Origin of the sequence: Streptomyces sp. NPDC002057 (assembly GCF_040296665.1) — a bacterium.
GTDB lineage: Bacteria > Actinomycetota > Actinomycetes > Streptomycetales > Streptomycetaceae > Streptomyces.
This window is the reverse complement of the sequence record NZ_JBEOXR010000045.1, coordinates 60,154-74,553: the sequence shown is the minus strand read 5'-3', so window position 1 is coordinate 74,553 and position 14,400 is coordinate 60,154. Positions and strand designations below refer to the sequence as shown.

Annotated in this window: 14 protein-coding genes and 3 pseudogenes; 8 read left to right on the top strand and 9 right to left on the bottom strand. The window is 69.2% G+C overall.

What is annotated here, in order from left to right; genetic code table 11:
* Window positions 1-686: pseudogene (locus tag ABT129_RS28405) on the top strand (IS5 family transposase); the annotation flags it as partial.
* On the opposite strand, the gene ABT129_RS28400 reads toward ABT129_RS28405, so the two are convergent.
* On the bottom strand, window positions 676-1,032 hold the full coding sequence (locus tag ABT129_RS28400; RefSeq protein WP_351907289.1) for a hypothetical protein: 357 nt from the start codon (window positions 1,030-1,032) through the stop codon (window positions 676-678). The pseudogene ABT129_RS28405 and the gene ABT129_RS28400 overlap by 11 nt on opposite strands.
* Window positions 1,033-1,388: 356 nt before the next feature.
* Between ABT129_RS28400 and ABT129_RS28395 the strand changes: the two are divergent.
* Window positions 1,389-1,636: pseudogene (locus ABT129_RS28395) on the top strand (hypothetical protein); the annotation flags it as partial.
* Window positions 1,637-1,982: 346 nt separating this feature from the next.
* On the opposite strand, the gene ABT129_RS28390 reads toward ABT129_RS28395, so the two are convergent.
* Complete coding sequence (locus ABT129_RS28390) at window positions 1,983-2,549, bottom strand: GNAT family N-acetyltransferase (RefSeq protein ID WP_351907287.1); 567 nt, start codon at window positions 2,547-2,549, stop codon at window positions 1,983-1,985.
* Between the two features lie 72 nt (window positions 2,550-2,621).
* A complete protein-coding gene (locus ABT129_RS28385) occupies window positions 2,622-3,560 on the bottom strand; it encodes a helix-turn-helix domain-containing protein (protein WP_351907285.1) in 939 nt (312 codons plus the stop codon).
* Window positions 3,561-4,024: 464 nt separating this feature from the next.
* Between ABT129_RS28385 and ABT129_RS28380 the strand changes: the two genes are divergently transcribed.
* The 3 genes from ABT129_RS28380 (at window position 4,025) to ABT129_RS28370 (ending at window position 5,859) form a co-directional block, all read left to right on the top strand.
* Window positions 4,025-4,312, top strand: coding sequence for a hypothetical protein (locus ABT129_RS28380; RefSeq protein ID WP_351907283.1), 288 nt, complete (start codon window positions 4,025-4,027; stop codon window positions 4,310-4,312).
* Window positions 4,313-4,346: 34 nt separating this feature from the next.
* Entirely contained in the window at window positions 4,347-4,904 is a 558-nt protein-coding gene (locus ABT129_RS28375; protein ID WP_351907281.1) for a hypothetical protein, read from the top strand.
* A 79-nt stretch (window positions 4,905-4,983) separates the two neighbouring features.
* The gene (locus ABT129_RS28370) at window positions 4,984-5,859 is read left to right on the top strand and encodes an MOSC domain-containing protein (protein WP_351907279.1); all 876 of its coding nucleotides are present in this window, start codon (window positions 4,984-4,986) and stop codon (window positions 5,857-5,859) included.
* 112 nt (window positions 5,860-5,971) lie between these two features.
* Here the strand turns inward: ABT129_RS28370 and ABT129_RS28365 are convergent, their stop codons facing one another.
* Complete coding sequence (locus ABT129_RS28365; protein WP_351907299.1) at window positions 5,972-6,718, bottom strand: SDR family oxidoreductase; 747 nt, start codon at window positions 6,716-6,718, stop codon at window positions 5,972-5,974.
* 512 nt (window positions 6,719-7,230) lie between these two features.
* Here ABT129_RS28365 and ABT129_RS28360 point away from each other — a divergent pair.
* From ABT129_RS28360 to ABT129_RS28350, 3 genes are all read left to right on the top strand, one after another.
* Window positions 7,231-7,509 carry a GlsB/YeaQ/YmgE family stress response membrane protein gene (locus ABT129_RS28360; RefSeq protein WP_351907277.1) on the top strand — a complete coding sequence of 93 codons (279 nt, stop codon included), beginning with the start codon at window positions 7,231-7,233 and terminating at the stop codon, window positions 7,507-7,509.
* A gap of 390 nt (window positions 7,510-7,899) precedes the next feature.
* The gene (locus tag ABT129_RS28355; RefSeq protein ID WP_351907275.1) at window positions 7,900-8,307 is read left to right on the top strand and encodes an STAS domain-containing protein; all 408 of its coding nucleotides are present in this window, start codon (window positions 7,900-7,902) and stop codon (window positions 8,305-8,307) included.
* Complete coding sequence (locus tag ABT129_RS28350; RefSeq protein WP_351907273.1) at window positions 8,304-10,532, top strand: GAF domain-containing SpoIIE family protein phosphatase; 2,229 nt, start codon at window positions 8,304-8,306, stop codon at window positions 10,530-10,532. The genes ABT129_RS28355 and ABT129_RS28350 overlap by 4 nt, the downstream gene beginning before the upstream one ends.
* 63 nt (window positions 10,533-10,595) lie before the next feature.
* Here ABT129_RS28350 and ABT129_RS28345 read toward each other — a convergent pair.
* The 5 genes and pseudogenes from ABT129_RS28345 to ABT129_RS28325 all read right to left on the bottom strand — a co-directional run.
* Window positions 10,596-10,783: pseudogene (locus ABT129_RS28345) on the bottom strand (hypothetical protein); the annotation flags it as partial.
* A gap of 191 nt (window positions 10,784-10,974) precedes the next feature.
* A complete protein-coding gene (locus tag ABT129_RS28340) occupies window positions 10,975-11,505 on the bottom strand; it encodes a GNAT family N-acetyltransferase (RefSeq protein WP_351907271.1) in 531 nt (176 codons plus the stop codon).
* Window positions 11,506-11,791: 286 nt separating this feature from the next.
* Entirely contained in the window at window positions 11,792-13,036 is a 1,245-nt protein-coding gene (locus tag ABT129_RS28335; RefSeq protein WP_351907269.1) for a tetratricopeptide repeat protein, read from the bottom strand.
* A gap of 17 nt (window positions 13,037-13,053) precedes the next feature.
* Window positions 13,054-13,341, bottom strand: a complete 288-nt coding sequence (locus tag ABT129_RS28330; RefSeq protein WP_351907267.1) for a chaplin family protein — start codon at window positions 13,339-13,341, stop codon at window positions 13,054-13,056.
* Between the two features lie 169 nt (window positions 13,342-13,510).
* A complete protein-coding gene (locus ABT129_RS28325) occupies window positions 13,511-14,392 on the bottom strand; it encodes a hypothetical protein (RefSeq protein WP_351907265.1) in 882 nt (293 codons plus the stop codon).
* Window positions 14,393-14,400: the final 8 nt, after the last annotated feature.

Here is a 14,400-nt window from a genome sequence, read left to right as displayed (position 1 = left end):
TCTTCGTGGCGACGTCGGGCTGCACGGGGCGGCAGCTACCGCCACGTGCAGCCCGACGTGGCCCACGGTCTAACGCCGGTTCGCCCAGTGGAGCCGGCACCGGGTATGGGCGAGGTTCTACCGCATGATCCTTGACGAACTCGGAGCACAGGGTGAGCTGGACTGGTCGCGGTGCGCGATCGACTCGGTCAGCCTGCGGGCGGCAAAAATAAGGGGGCCGCTGACGGGACCGAATCCGACCGACCGCGGCAAGTTGGGATCGAAGATTCATCTGATCTGCGACCGGAACGGACTGCCGCTGTCCCTGGGCATTTCCGGCGCCAACACGCACGACAGTCTGGGCCTGGAGCCGCTTGTGCGCGGCATTCCACCGATCCAAGTCCCACCGTGGTCCCCGGCGTCGGAGGCCGGCGAAGCTGCATGCGGACAAGGGCTATGACTACGACCACCTGCGCCGATGGCTTCGCGAGCGCGGTATCCGTCATCGCATTGCCCGCAAGGGTGTCGAGTCCTCGCAGCGGCTGGGCCGTCATCGGTGGGTGGTCGAGAGAACCGTGTCCTGGCTGGCCGGTTGTCGAAGGCTCCACCGCCGCTATGAACGGAAGGCCGAGCACTTTCTCGCCTTCGTCGGCATCGCCGCAGCCCTCATCGGCTACCGTCGCTGGGCCAGCCTTCTCACGGCCTGAGCCGGTTCTGCTGCAGGTCGAAGCAGACCAGGCCCATGGACTCCGCGAGGGCCGCCGCGTAGACCGACGCCTCCTCGGCCATGCTCCACCGCATGGGGAAATAGATCAGCGGCTCTGTGGCCTCTCCGATCAGCGGCCCGGTTGACCAGGGCGAGGTGTCCTCCTCATCTTCGGTGAGGTCGCACCACCGCTCAAGCAGCGCGGCCACGTAGGCCGCGATGCGCTCGGACGGAGGCTCTTCCACCTCGCCGTCGATGTAGCGGTCGTACAGGCCGTCGAAGACCCGGCCAGCGGTCTTGTCATCCACCGGCCTCTCGCCTTCCCAGACAGCAAGGTCGTAGCTCATGCCAGGAGGCTCTCATGCCTCTCTGACAGCCATAAGAAACGACGTCTTAGCCGGTCGGCCCAGTGCAGAGTCGCCGCACGTCTCGCACCAGCGTGTACGAAGCGCTGAGGAGTATCGCAGCTCCCAACACGAGCCAGAGGACCGAGGCCCCAGAGCGGTAGTCACGAACAGCAAGAACAAGCAGCATCGCGCTGGCAAGAACGCCGAAAGCCGAGATCAGAGCACTGATGCGGGTAGTCACCTGACCATCATCAACGACAACCTGGCCAGCGGAAGTGATCCGAAACGAACCGGCCCGGTTCACCTTGGGATCTTGCGGCAAGGGTTCGTCGCCGCTCCCCTTGCATGTCTAGCTGCTCAGCTCAGAGCACGGGCGAATCCTGCTCCGGCTCGGCTTCAAGTCGTGCTGAGCCACCACATGGATCGACGACGGCAACCGCTGGATCGCCCCGGTTCTCGGCCTCCCGGTACTCCCCTTCGTGGACTTCAGCAACGTCCTACTCCAAGTACGCCCTGATGGAGTTCACTGGACGGCCGGCACGCTATTGGACGGCACAGACGGCCGTCCCTTCGCCCGGTCAAGCAGAGCGAGCTGGATCAGACGTAGGCGACCGCCCACCACCAAGAGCCCGGGCGCCGGGCTCGGGTGCATCCCCGCGTGCACGGAGGGGCGACGGCCGCTCGACCATCACACGCGCCATGATGACCGGACCATCACCGCGAGCGCGTGGCCGACAGCACGTCGACGAGGCGGGCGACGTTGTCCGCCGAACCGTCCGGGGCGACATCCCGTCCGTGGGTCACGGAGCGGCTGCACCCCGTCCGTGACCCGGGCATCCCCGAGGACGCCGACGACGCGTAGGCGCGGTTCTCTGTCTCCGCGGCTACCGGGGGGTGCGTGCCCCTTGGCAGGTAGAGAAGAGGGCGTTGGCAGGTGCCGACGGACGGGGTCAGTCAGCTGCGCGCCGTATGTGCAGATGGCCATCGAGAGGGTAGGTGGGAGGAGTCGATGGCAGGATTCTGTCGAACTGGTAGCCGTTCTTCTCGGCGACGCGGCAGGAGGCCAGGTTGTCGACCTGATGGAGGAGTTCGAGGCACTCCAGACCATCAGGTCGGAAAGCATCGAAGGACCAGGCGGTGAGAGCATTCAGGGCTCGTCCGGCCACGCCTCGCCCGCGAGCCCCTGCTTCGGTCCAGTAACCGACCTCGGCGGAAGGCTTGCCGAACGCGACTTCCTTGATCACCACGTTGCCCACCAACCGCGGCGGCGCCGCCTCATGGGCTGTTTCAAGGACTGCGAAGGCGAACCGGTCGCCTGCTGTCCAACCCTGCTCCTGAGCCCGCACCCATCTCAGTCCATCGTCCTCACTCTCCATGCGAGAGTTCGTCCGGCGACGCAGCTCGGGGTCCCGGTAAACCTCAACCAGCGCAGCAACGTCTTCCACGGACCAGGGGCGAAGAACGAGAGCGGGAGCGGTCAGGGTCGCGGCAGCCTTGAGTATGACGGGTGCGTTCATTTCCGGATCATATGCAGCAGGCCTTGATCTGAGATCGGCGACAGCTGGTCCATGCAGCCCGCAGCCGCCCCGTCATCTCTGCATCCGGGCCCGCAGAACGTGGACGGACCAGTCGAGCACCGGCCGGAGGCTCTCCGGATCCGGCCAGCCATTGATCACCGCGAGCAGCGAGAAGTACCGCTCTCTGCGCGGATCGTTCACCCGTTCCAGCCGGGCCAGGAGCTGCAACCGGGACTCCGCGTCGTCGCGGGAGCCGAGAAGATGCGCGCAGCGGGTCATGAGGACCGCGACAATCGGATCGGCCTGAAGTGAGGCGGGGTCGATGCCCGCTGCCACGGCCGGGGCGATCTGGTCACGGACGATCGCACCCACGTTGCTGTGCAACGTGGGTGGACCACCCTCGGTGTGCGCGACCGTCTCCTCCTGGGCCATCTGCCGCACGAGGGCGCGAAAGTCTGGGTCCTGGGACAGCTCGGCCAGTTCCACCCACGCCTGGACCTGCTCCGTATCGGGATCGTCCGGCAGTTCCGGAGTCATCGACCGCATGACTCCCGTAAACATGGTGTCGGTACCCACACCACCGAACACGGCATCGAGGAAATCGCCAACCAGCTGTTGGCGTTCGACTTCAGAGAGCTTGGCCAGTTGGTGCATCAGATGTGTCTCCTCAGGGGTAGCCCCGCGCTTCGCCACGGCGGTCAGCACTGCACGCCGCAGCCGCAGGATTCGGATCTGCACGTCCAACGCGTCGGCATGTGCCACGGCGACCTCCGGCAGCGCGAGTTCCCGTTCCATGACCTTCCGGATGGCCGCAAGGTCCAGTCCCAGGTCGCGCAGGGTTCGCACGAAATCGAGGCGCGCGACGGCACCGTCGTCGTAAAGGCGATAGCCGGCCGGGCTGCGGTCAGCAGGCGGTATGAGTCCGCAGTCGGAGTAGAACCGGATGGTCTTGACCGTGGCACCAGTCCGCCGGGCCAGCTCGCCGATCGAGTAGAGCGTGTGGCCGTTCATGTCCCCACCCTGCGGTCTCCCCCTGCTGGAGACTCAAGTTCGTAAGGTCGCGACGGTCAGATTCTCACAACCGAACCATTCCTGGAGCAAGGTCAAGCCGGTCGACGGGTGCGGTCCGAAGTGCCGATCCGCAGTCACCATTCGTTCTCACTCACCGTGGAACCGGGGCGCGTTCTGGGAATTGTCTGGGACAGCATTCGGAGTCATGACGGGCCCTCAAATCACCCTCTTGTCCGAAGCGGGCGACGTCGAGCACCGCCTCCGCCCACGCTGTCACGCAGCGTCAGGTTTACCCCTGCCGCTCGCGCTTCGGCGCGGCGCCGGCACCTATCACACCGGGCGCTTGACCAGGGTGCCCCGGCTGCGCGTCCCCCCGCAGGTTGCGGCCGCGCTCGCTGTCGCGAGAGAGAGCAAGACGCACGCCCCACGCTGCCGGGTGATCTTCACGGTGAACGAGATAAGAGATGTACGACCCGAGCGGGCCGGGACGCCTGCTGGTCGGGCTCTTCACGGCGATGGCGGCGAAGGAGCGGGAGAACGTCCGGGAGTCCACCTTCGAAGGGCTGGACGCCGCGGCGCGCAAGAGACGGCACGGTGGACGGCCGCCGGTCATCACCGCGGACATGGTGCACACCGTGCTCCGCCTCCGCGCGAACGGTGAGACGGTCGAGAACGTCCAGCTGACCTGCGTTCGGGCCGCCGCTGTTCGTGCTCTCCCCCGTGCGGTGGAGGCGGATCATCATGCGGTGTGATGTTGCGGGCTGTGCGGTGCGAGAGGTTCGCATCATGACGACGACGGATCCCGCCCCGCCCGAATCCCGCGTGCCGCTGGTCCCGCCGCCCCCGCGCTGGGCGGTGTGTGCCGCTCATGTCGCGGCCTGGTCGACCGTCCCTTCCGGGCTGTGGCGCGTCGCGCTCGTGCTCGGAGTACCGGTCGGGGTGATGGAGCGAGAGGAGTTCCTCGCCGCTTTCCCTCACAGCTCCCCGCTGGTCGGCCTGGCTTACGTACTGCTGATCGGTGCGATAGCGGAGGCAGCCTCGTACCTCACGTTGGGCCTGGTTCGGCCCTGGGGTGAACTGGTACCGCGCTGGGTTCCGATTCTCGGCGGCCGCCCAGTCGATCGCAGGCTCGCGGTCCTCGCCGCTTCGCTGGGAGCTTTCGCGGTCACCGTCCTGTGGTGGGTCCTCTTCCTCGGAGGACTGCTGACCTCCCCCAGTCCCGATCCCGGCGTCTCGGCCGGCGAAGCCCTCTTCGTCGCCGCCTATGCTCCACTCCTGCTGTGGGGTCCACTCCTGGCGGCGGTGACCTGGTCCTACCACCGACGACACAAGGGCTGTCTGTGAAGGTGATCGAATTCGGGATCGGTCCTGATTGTGGGTCGCTAGAACCCGATGGTATTCGTGGAGCTCAAGGGGGTGGCGCATGGCCAACGTCGTGAAGCTGATCTGCTATCCGGTCAAAGGGTGCGCGGGCACGTCGATGAGCGAAGCACTCATGACGCCGGCGGGTCTCGCGCACGACCGCAGCTTCATGGTCATCAGCGAGGACGGAGTCTTCCGCACGCAGCGCCGACACCCCCGCCTCGCACTGATCCAGCCCACCGTCAGCGCCGACGGCACCCGCCTCACACTCGAGTGGGCCGACACCACGGACAGTCTTGGCGCGGTGCGCCTCGCCGTGACGACGTCCGCACCGCGCCGTGACGTCGATCTGTTCGGCACTACGTTCCAGGGGATCGACCAGGGTGACGACGTCGCCGCCTGGCTCTCGGAGGTCCTCGGCACCCCCAGCCGCCTGGTCCGCGTTCCGCCGGAACACGACCGGATCGCCGATGGCCTGATCCCTGGCCCGTCCGGCTATGCCGACAGCAGTGCCGTGCACCTGCTCTCCCGTGCCTCCCTCACCCTCCTCAACCAGCGGATGGCCGAACGAGGGGCCCCACCTCTGTCGATGAACCGCTTCCGCCCGAACATCGTCATCGACATCCCCGACGGCCACAACCCCGACAGCGGCGGCGACTGGGCAGCCCTGCCGCACGCCGAGGACCGCGCACGCCACATCACCATCGGCAGTGCCGAACTGGGCTACGCCAAACTCGCGGTGCGCTGTGCCGTCACCCTGGTTGCGCAGGAAGTCGGAGCGCGTCAGGGGCCGGAGCCCTTGCGCACGCTCGCCGGCTACCGACGAGCGGCGAGCGGGGGCGTCGTGTTCGGCACGAAGTTCTCCGTGATGACGCCGGGGACGCTGTCGGTCGGCGACGAGGTGACAGTCAAGGAATGGGGCGACGCCGAACTATGAGGCACCCAGCCAGCCAAGGCAACCACGGCAGCCCAGACCATGGGACACCCGCCTTCGCGCGGTTGGCCAGCACAAAGCCCATCCCGGTACGGCTACGCGCGCCACGTCCTGCTCAACACCAGCACCCTCCAAGAACCCAAACCTCAGGCTGAAGAAGCCCGGCAGCCGCGACAACAACACCACTGGCAGTTGAATCGCCGCACGTGCGGGAAGTAGTTCTCGCGGCCGGTGTCCGCTGCGACGGCGTCGGTCTTGCCGGCCGGGCTGACTGCCTGGGGCCGGTCAAGACGTAGCTGCGACCCGCGTGCCCGGCATTGGTCAGGATGGTGCTGACAACGTCCGCGACGTCCCTCCCGTGTACCGAGGATGTTCGCCGGCCGCCGTATGGTTCACGGACCCGCCCCTCGGCGTGGATGGCGTCGGCCCACCCCAGAGCGTTGGCCATCAGGTCGACCGGCCAAAGGAAGGTCCGTTCAAGAGCCCTGCCACGGACCGTCTCGTCCAACTCCTGTCCTTCGCGCGGCGACAGGACCGTGATCCGGCGCATGCCCGCCTCGGCCGCCATCGTCAGGATCCCGCGCCCGGCCCGCAGCGGTGTGTGAGCCGCCCCCGTGGTGCTGAGCAGCGGGACCGCGTCGACGCCGTCCAGCGCCGCGACCAGGGACGAAGGCTGCTCCAGGTCGCCTTCCACCGTCTCGACCCCTCCCGGCAACCGGGTGACACCCGCATCGCGGGTCAGCACGCGAACCGTCCGGCCCATGAGCAGTGTCCGCTCCACGAGGTGACGGCCCAGGTTTCCCGTCCCGCCGGTCCCCGAACCGTCATTCGAAAGTTCTCGTTCGTCGAGTTCCGGAGGTATTCCTGCCGAGGACGCAACGCTGGGACGTATAGACGCTAGGCCGTATACAGGTCAATCCATGATCTACGTCCTGGACCCGGCAGGTGGTTCAGCCCGTGGGCAACGAAGCGCTCCGCGTCCGCAGCGAAGGCGACGGCCTGGCACTGGTACTCGTGGGCGCAAGCGGGCCCGTCGAGCGCGAGTTCCCGGTGGACCGCCGCCAGGTTCCGTCACGCGGTACCCACCCGCACGTTCACAGCATCAGCGGCGGCACCCGCGTCAGCGGGGACGGTCAGGGCATGCAGGTCCTCGCACACCGCAGCGCGTCCCAGGACCGCGGCAGCCCATTCACGGGGAAGCTCAGCAACCCGGGACCGGGGTCCTGAGATCAGGGCCCGTGCGGCCTCGACTCCCGCCGCTCTTCCAGTGGCCCGGCATACCTCGCCGACGTCAGCCGACTCGAATGTTTGGAATCCCCGGGACGGTGCAGACGGATGCTGACACCGGCTTATTTATCCTGGTAGGAGAAGCGCATGGGCATCATTGCCTGGATCCTGATCGGACTGCTCGCGGGCTTCATCGCCAAGGCCCTGATGCCGGGCAAGGACCCCGGCGGCATCCTCATCACGATGCTCATCGGCATCGCCGGCGGCCTGCTCGGCGGCTGGCTCGGCAAGGTCCTCTTCGGCGTCGACTCCATAGACGGCTTCTTCGACGTGTCCACCTGGATCGCAGCCATCGCCGGCTCCGTCATCCTCCTGGCTGTCTACCGAATCCTCACCGGTAACAAGCGCCACCACCGCCACGCCTGACCGAGCCCACCCGCAGCGGAACGGCTCCCCCCTCCCGAGGGCGGAGCCGTTCCGCTGCGTCGGAAACGCCGCCTGCGGACAGGCCGGGTGGTGCGGGACCGCGGAGGCCGATGGTGCGGCTCGACGCGCCCCCGTGACGCGTACCCCCTCAGCGGTATCTGCTTCAAGCGGGCGGAGGTAGGGCCTGCTGGCGGGCGCCCGGTTCCCAAGGCCGGAGGCGCGGGCGGGCAGTGCCGTTCCGGCCACGGGAGGAGCGCTGTGTCGACGACGAAATGGGGGTGCGGCCCCCGCAAAGGCATCGACGCCGGTCCATCCGGGTCCGGCAGGGGGGCGGCAGGTCTCTACGATGAGAGCGGTTGTCGTCGGTGTCATCGTAGGGAGAAGCTGCGGGTGTTCTCGGTGCAGGTCACGCAGGTGGAGCGGGGTGTGGTGCTCACGCTGCGCGGCGAGCTCGACTTCGAGAGCATGGTTCAGCTGGATGAGGCCGGGGAGGAGGCTCTCGCCTGGCGGCAGGGGGTGGGCCCCGTGGTGGCCGACTGCGCCGGTCTGGCCTTCTGTGATTCCTCCGGTATCGGTGCTCTGCTGCGGCTGCGGCAGCAGCTTGCGGCCCAAGGGCGGGTGCTGCGTCTGTCGGGCGTGCCCGCGCGAGTGGCCAGACTGTTCACGGTGACCGGACTGGACCACGTTCTGGATGTGTACCCCGACAGGGACCAGGCCCTTGGGGCGGGTACCGACCCACATGACATCGTGGCAGCCGGTAGTGAGCCGGCACCGCGTACGGAGAGGCAGAATTCATGACGCGCGTTCCGGGGCAGCAGGCCCCTTACCCTGCCCGTACGGCAGGCGCGCGCACCGCCGCCCAGGAAGGCGCGGATCACGACCTTCGGGCGCTGTTCGGCGAGTCCTTGGCCATCTTCGCCTACCTCGCCGGCCCCGCTCACATGCTGCAGACGGCGAATGCCGCATTCTTCACGGCGATCGGCAGCGAACGCACCCGTACCGGGCTGCCGCTGGGGCAGCTGATGCCGGAGCTCGTCGACCAGGGCTTCATCGGGCTCCTGGACCGGGTGTACCGCACCGGGGAGTCTCACTTCGCCCGGGATGCCCGTGTCCTGCTCGGCGAGGGGGAGAACGCCCGGGAGGGGTTCTTCAGCTTCACCTACGAGCCCCGTCTGGATACGGGCGGCAACGTGATGGGGGTGCGGGTGGTCGGGGTGGAGACCACCCAGGTCATGCATGCCCAGCGGCTCACGAACGAGCACCGGGTGCTGCTGGAGCAGATCGCCCGCCAGGCCCCCCTGCCGGAGGTCCTGGAGGGCATGGCCCGCGCCATCGAGTCTCTCGCGCCTGAGGAAGTACTGGTGTCGGTGCTCCTCGCCGACCCCGACGGCCGCCACCTGCGGCACGGGGCGGCTCCGAGCCTGCCCGGCTTCTACAACCGGGCCATCGACGGCATCGCCACCGGCGAGGGCGTCGGCTCGTGCGGAACCGCTGCCCACCGCCGTACCAGCGTCATCGTCACCGACATCGCCACCGACCCGTTCTGGGACGACTTCCGGGCCCTCGCCGACCAGGCCGGGCTCGCAGCATGCTGGTCCACTCCGATCCTGGCCCGCGACGGCGCGCTGCTGGGCACCTTCGCGATGTACCACCGCACCCCGCGTACACCGCAGGAAGCCGACCTTGCCCTGGCGAGGGTCTTCGCCGACACCGCCGCCCTGGCCATCGAACGCCACCACGCCGAACAGGCCCGCGCGGCGGCCGAGGCACGGGAGAAGGCCGCCCGCGACGACCTCGCTTTCCTCCTGGAAGCCAGCAGCGCCCTCACCTCCGACCTGGACGCCGCCCAGGTGCTGTCCGCGCTGGCCGCCCTGTGCGCGCCGAAGCTGGCCCCGTTGTGCACGGTCGACCTCGTCGAGGGCGGGCGCGTCCGCCGGATCGCCGCCGCCGCCCCCGACCCGGCCCAGCAAGAGCTGCTCACCTCCCACATCCCCGTCTACGACGCCGCGGACGATGCCGTCGCCCGCGTGCTGGCCTCGGGAACCAGCGAGGTCGCCCGCCGCACCCCCACCGGGCCCGGCCCCTGGCACGACCTGAACGTCACCGGCTACCTGTGCGTTCCTCTCATGGAACGCGACAAGGCATTCGGCGCCGTGACGCTGCTCTCCACCGGTGCCCACGTCTTCGACGGCCACATCGTCGCCCTGGCCGAGGAACTCACCCGCCGCGCGGCCTCCGCGGCCCGCAACGCCCGCCAGTACAGCCACCGTGCGGCCCTCGCCCGCGACCTCCAGGCCGGGCTCCTCCTGCCCGGCCTGCCCGACGTGCCCGGCACCGACGTCGCGACCTACTACCACCCGGCCGGCGAAGGACTCGACATCGGCGGCGACTTCTACGACGTCTTCCCCCTCAAGGACGGCCGCTGGGCCTTCCTCCTCGGCGACGTCTGCGGCCGCGGCGCCATCGCCGCCACCACCACCGCGCTCGTGCGCCACACCGCCCGCGCCGTCGCCTCCCGCCTCCCGGGCCCCGCCGATGTCGTTCATGCCGTCAACGAAGCTTTGACCGACCGTCCGGGCAGCCACGGCACCGGGTTCGTCACCCTCGTCTACGGCCAGCTCACCCCCACGGCTTCCGGCCTGGACATCGAGCTGGTCCGCGCCGGACACAACCCGCCGCTCCACCTGGACGTCCGTCACACCGTCCAGGCCCTCACTCCCCAAGGGCTCCTGCTGGGCATCGGCTCGGACGCGCACGTCACACCCCACCGTCTTCACCTGCGGCCCGACGAGAGCCTGGTCCTCTACACCGATGGCATCACCGAAGCCCGCCGCCCGGACGGCGACATGTTCGGCGAGCAGCGTCTCGCCGACGCCGTGTCCCGCCTCTCCGGGCGGCCCCGATCCCAGCACATCATCGACGCCGCCATAACGGCCCTGCACACGTTCACGGACGATGTCGACGACGACCAGGCGATCCTCGTCCTGACAGCCACCGCCCCCCACCCCACGGACGCCCCCTAGCGTGTGCTGCGCGGTCCCGGACTGCGTGGTGCGCCAGGGCGCACCACGCCGGACCGGCGACGGTTCACCCCCGTCGTCGTTCCCGTCCGGCTCGGACGCGTCCGCCGGGTCTCGCAGCGGGAGCAAGGCGAATGTGCGGCTGTGGCGGCCGAGCAGGTCCAGGTTGCGGTGCTGAGCGGAGAGAGCCGGGCGATGTCCTCGTCCCGTATCTCGTGGCCCTCGGCCTGCAGCTGGGCGACGGCGGCGCCGATGAGAACGGGGATGACACACTCCGCCCCCACGGCTGATGAGCAGCCCGGAACACGGCACGACTACGTGTCCTTGTGCGGACGCTGGGGGTTGCAGCCCTCGTGGAGACAGGATGCCTCCAGCCCGCCGCGCGGGCCCACGTATTGGCCTCACTCGAAGAGCCTGTACAGCCGGCGAGGCATCGGCCCGAGCATCAGGGCTTCAGCAGTCCGCCCACCCACCAGTCGTGCGGCTTGCCGTCGTTGGCGATGCTCCGACTGCGCAGTGTCCCTTCGACGGTGAAGCCGAGTTTCTCGGCGACGGCACGCGAGCCGGTGTTCCCGGCCATGGCCCACCACTCGATGCGGTGGGCGTCGAGCGTGGCCCAGCCCCAGTCGCACAGCGCCCGAGCGGCCTCCACCGAGTACCCGCGTCCGCGCTGCTCCTTGACCGCCCAGTATCCGAGTTCCCAGACGCCGCGGCTGATCAGGGTCAGGCAGTACGAGCCGACCAGGACGCCGGTGTCCTTACGGAACGCGCCGAGCGTGTAGTCCTTGTCCTCGGCCCACTGGGCGGGCAGCTTCTCGCCGACGAGCTCCTCAGCGTCCGCACGCCGGTACGGCACCGGCACCGGGGTGTAGAACTGGATGTCCTCGTCCTGGCAGGCTTCGTACACCGCATCCGCGTCAGCAAGGGTGAAGGCCCGCAGCACAAGACGGTCGGTTTCGAGAGTCACTGGATCCATCGCGGCAGTATGACCACCATCGACCAACGGTGCCCAGCGAATATCCCGATCAAGCACCGCGTCTGTTCGGCTCCGTGCAGCACCGCGTCACGCGCTGACTGCCCTGCCTCCCGAGCCAGGCCAGTGGCGGTCCGGGGACAGGACGGTACGCCCGCGGTGCCCCGCTCCCTCCTCCTCGCCTCCGAGCACAGCCACGACTCAGCCGCTGCCACACCTGCGGCCGGTGCTCCGGCCGCGCCCTGGGGCGGCGTGGACCCGAGGGGGGTGAGCTGGAGGGCTGTGGAGTTCAGCGTGAGGTGAGCAGGAGGTCCTCGTAGAGGTGGTGGTGGCGGGTGGAGGTGCGGTGGTGGAGGAGGTCGGCTGCCTGGGCGGGGTCTCCGGCGTCGACGAGGGCGCGGGCGCGGGTGTCCTGGATGATCTCTCGTTCCACGCGGACGCCGCCGATGCGTGTGGCGGACTCGCCCAGGGCGGTGAGTGCGTCGGCAGCCTTGCGGGGCCGGCCGGCCGTGATGTCGGCCAGTGCCTGGACTACGGGGGCGAGGACTTCTCGGTGGTCGGGGCGTGGATCGGTGGCGGCTCGTCGGGCCAGGGTTTCCAAGTCCTCCGTGGCCGCTTCGACGGCGAGGGTCAGGGCGAGGTTGAAGGTGTGGAAGATCTCGGCCGTCCCGCCGGGTGCCGCGAGAAGTTCTCTGATGTGGTCGAGGTCGCTGCGGCCGGCGGGTTCCTGTCCGATGAGCAGGAGGCGCCAGTTCGTGGCCGCTCTCATGCCGACGTCGTCGCGCGACAGCGCTGAGTCGGCGCGGCGCCGGGCGTCGGGGAAGTCTCCGGAGGCGATGGAGTGCAGCGCGGCGTGCCAGTTCAAGTGGCCGAGCTGTGGTGTCTGCGGGTCGTCGGCGAGCCACTGGTCCAGCGCCCGGGTCGATTCGGGGCCTGTCCCGAGTTCGTGCGCGGCGTGGGCGAGGGCGTGGACGGCGACTCCTGAGCGGGCGTGGAGAGAGAGCGCGCGTTCGGCGAGCTCGTGTGCCTCACGGACGCGGCCCTGCTCGGCTCTGATCGCCGCCAGCCAGCTGGTCCAGGGCCAGTTGTCCGGTCCGGCGAGCACGGCCTGCTCCTCGACCAGGCGGTCGCCCCGGTCGCGGTAGGCGGGCGTCCCGGTGGCTGAGAAGGCGCCGATCATCAGCCCGGCCGCCTCGTCGGTGGGCCAGCGCCGGAAGTGCGCGAGGAGATGATCCGCGGTCAGCTGGTGATGGCGATGGGTGTGGAGGAAGATCCCGTGGACCAGGCTCGCCTCCTGCTCACCGGCGGCGAGCGCGTCACGGTGAGCGATGACGAGCTGCTCCTTCAGGACTGTGTCCGTCAGCCGGTCTCCGGTGGCCAGGGTGAGCAGCGCCCGCGCCACGCCGTTGTCGGGCTGGTCCCTGACCCAGTTCCGCAGGAGGGGCAGAGCCTTTCCGCTCAGTGACAGGAACTCCGTCAGGGTCCGGTCCCCCACCGGGACCGTGGAGGCCCCCGTGCGTGGGGCCGTGGGCATCGGGATTCCGGTGTGCATCAGTACGCGGCCCGGAACAGGGCGGTGCAGACGATGCCGCTGTTACCGCAGTGGTTGCGCGTCAGGCTCAAGGGCAGACCGGCCACGTTGGCGCTGCCCAGACCGCTCCCGGCGACCGTGGCACCCTCAGCGCGGGCCCCGGTGTTGTTCGCGCAGGTGTTGCCGAACGAGGCGTTGCCGATCCCGACGACGTTCGCGTGCGCGGTGCCGGCGGGAAGCAGCGCTGCCCCGGCCACCGCACCCAGCGCGGCGATCCGCCTGCCCGTGCTCCGTGTGTCGATACCCATCGTGTGCTCCTTCGCGTAGGGGGCCCTGGCCATAGCCGAAGGCATATGCGGCTATGCGGCCGCGTCGTGATCAACGACGGAGCACGACCTTCGACACCATGCGAATGGCGAGCCTCGACGTACTCCATCTCCGCGCACAGGAAGACTTGATCAGTGGCAACCGGGCCTTCTACTGATCGGTCTGCTGCTCCAGGCGCTGCACCGCATCGGCGGCCTGCTCCGCGGTCCTGCGCGCATCCCGCAGGGCTCGCTCCGCCGCCGTCACCCTTCTACCGGCCTCCGCCACGCTCGCCCCGGCCGCGGACCTGGCCTTCCGGGCCTCCTGCAACTCGCGTTCAAGCCGATGGAACCGGCCAGTTGCCTCCTCGGCCTGCCCTTCGGCAGCCTCGTGCACGGCACGGGCCTCGCTGAGGTCCTTCTCGCGTCGGCCGACCACCACGTCGGCGTCCGCCGCCGTTGTGCGAGCGCTCTCGAGGTCACGCAGCCGCCGATCCCCTTCGGGGTCCCGCGACTTCTTCGGCGCCGACCGCCTCGGCTTTGCCTGCGCGGGCCGGACGGGAACCGTCTCGGGTGTGATCTCGGTGAATCCGACGGCGGCCTCGGGCACTTTCACCAGGCGTCCCGTGGCCCACCGCTCGGCGACATCCGGGCGGGCGAGCACCGCGTGGAGGGTCTGTTCGACTTCGTGCAGCACCGTGTCACTCACCGACTGCCCGGCCTCGCCAGCCAGGCCGGCGGCAGTGCGGGCGAGCGTGGTGACGAGCTGGTGCTGCTGACGGCTCGCCGCACGGAGCTGGTCACCGTCGAGCGTCCTGTGCGCCTCGCGAAGCGTCTCCCCCAGCGCCAGGACCCGCTGAGCTTCCTCCGGCTGCCGACGGGCCAGCTGGTTCGCGGCCCACGCCGCGAGCGTCGGCTTCCGCAGCGCCGCGACCGCCTTCGCGGCCGCGGTGTCCTTCGCCCGGCGCGCCTCGGCGACGTACGCGTCCCTCGCCGCGGTGAAGTCGCCCGGCTTCAGTCCGTACAACTCATCGGCGATCTGCTCGACATCCACAGGCCGTA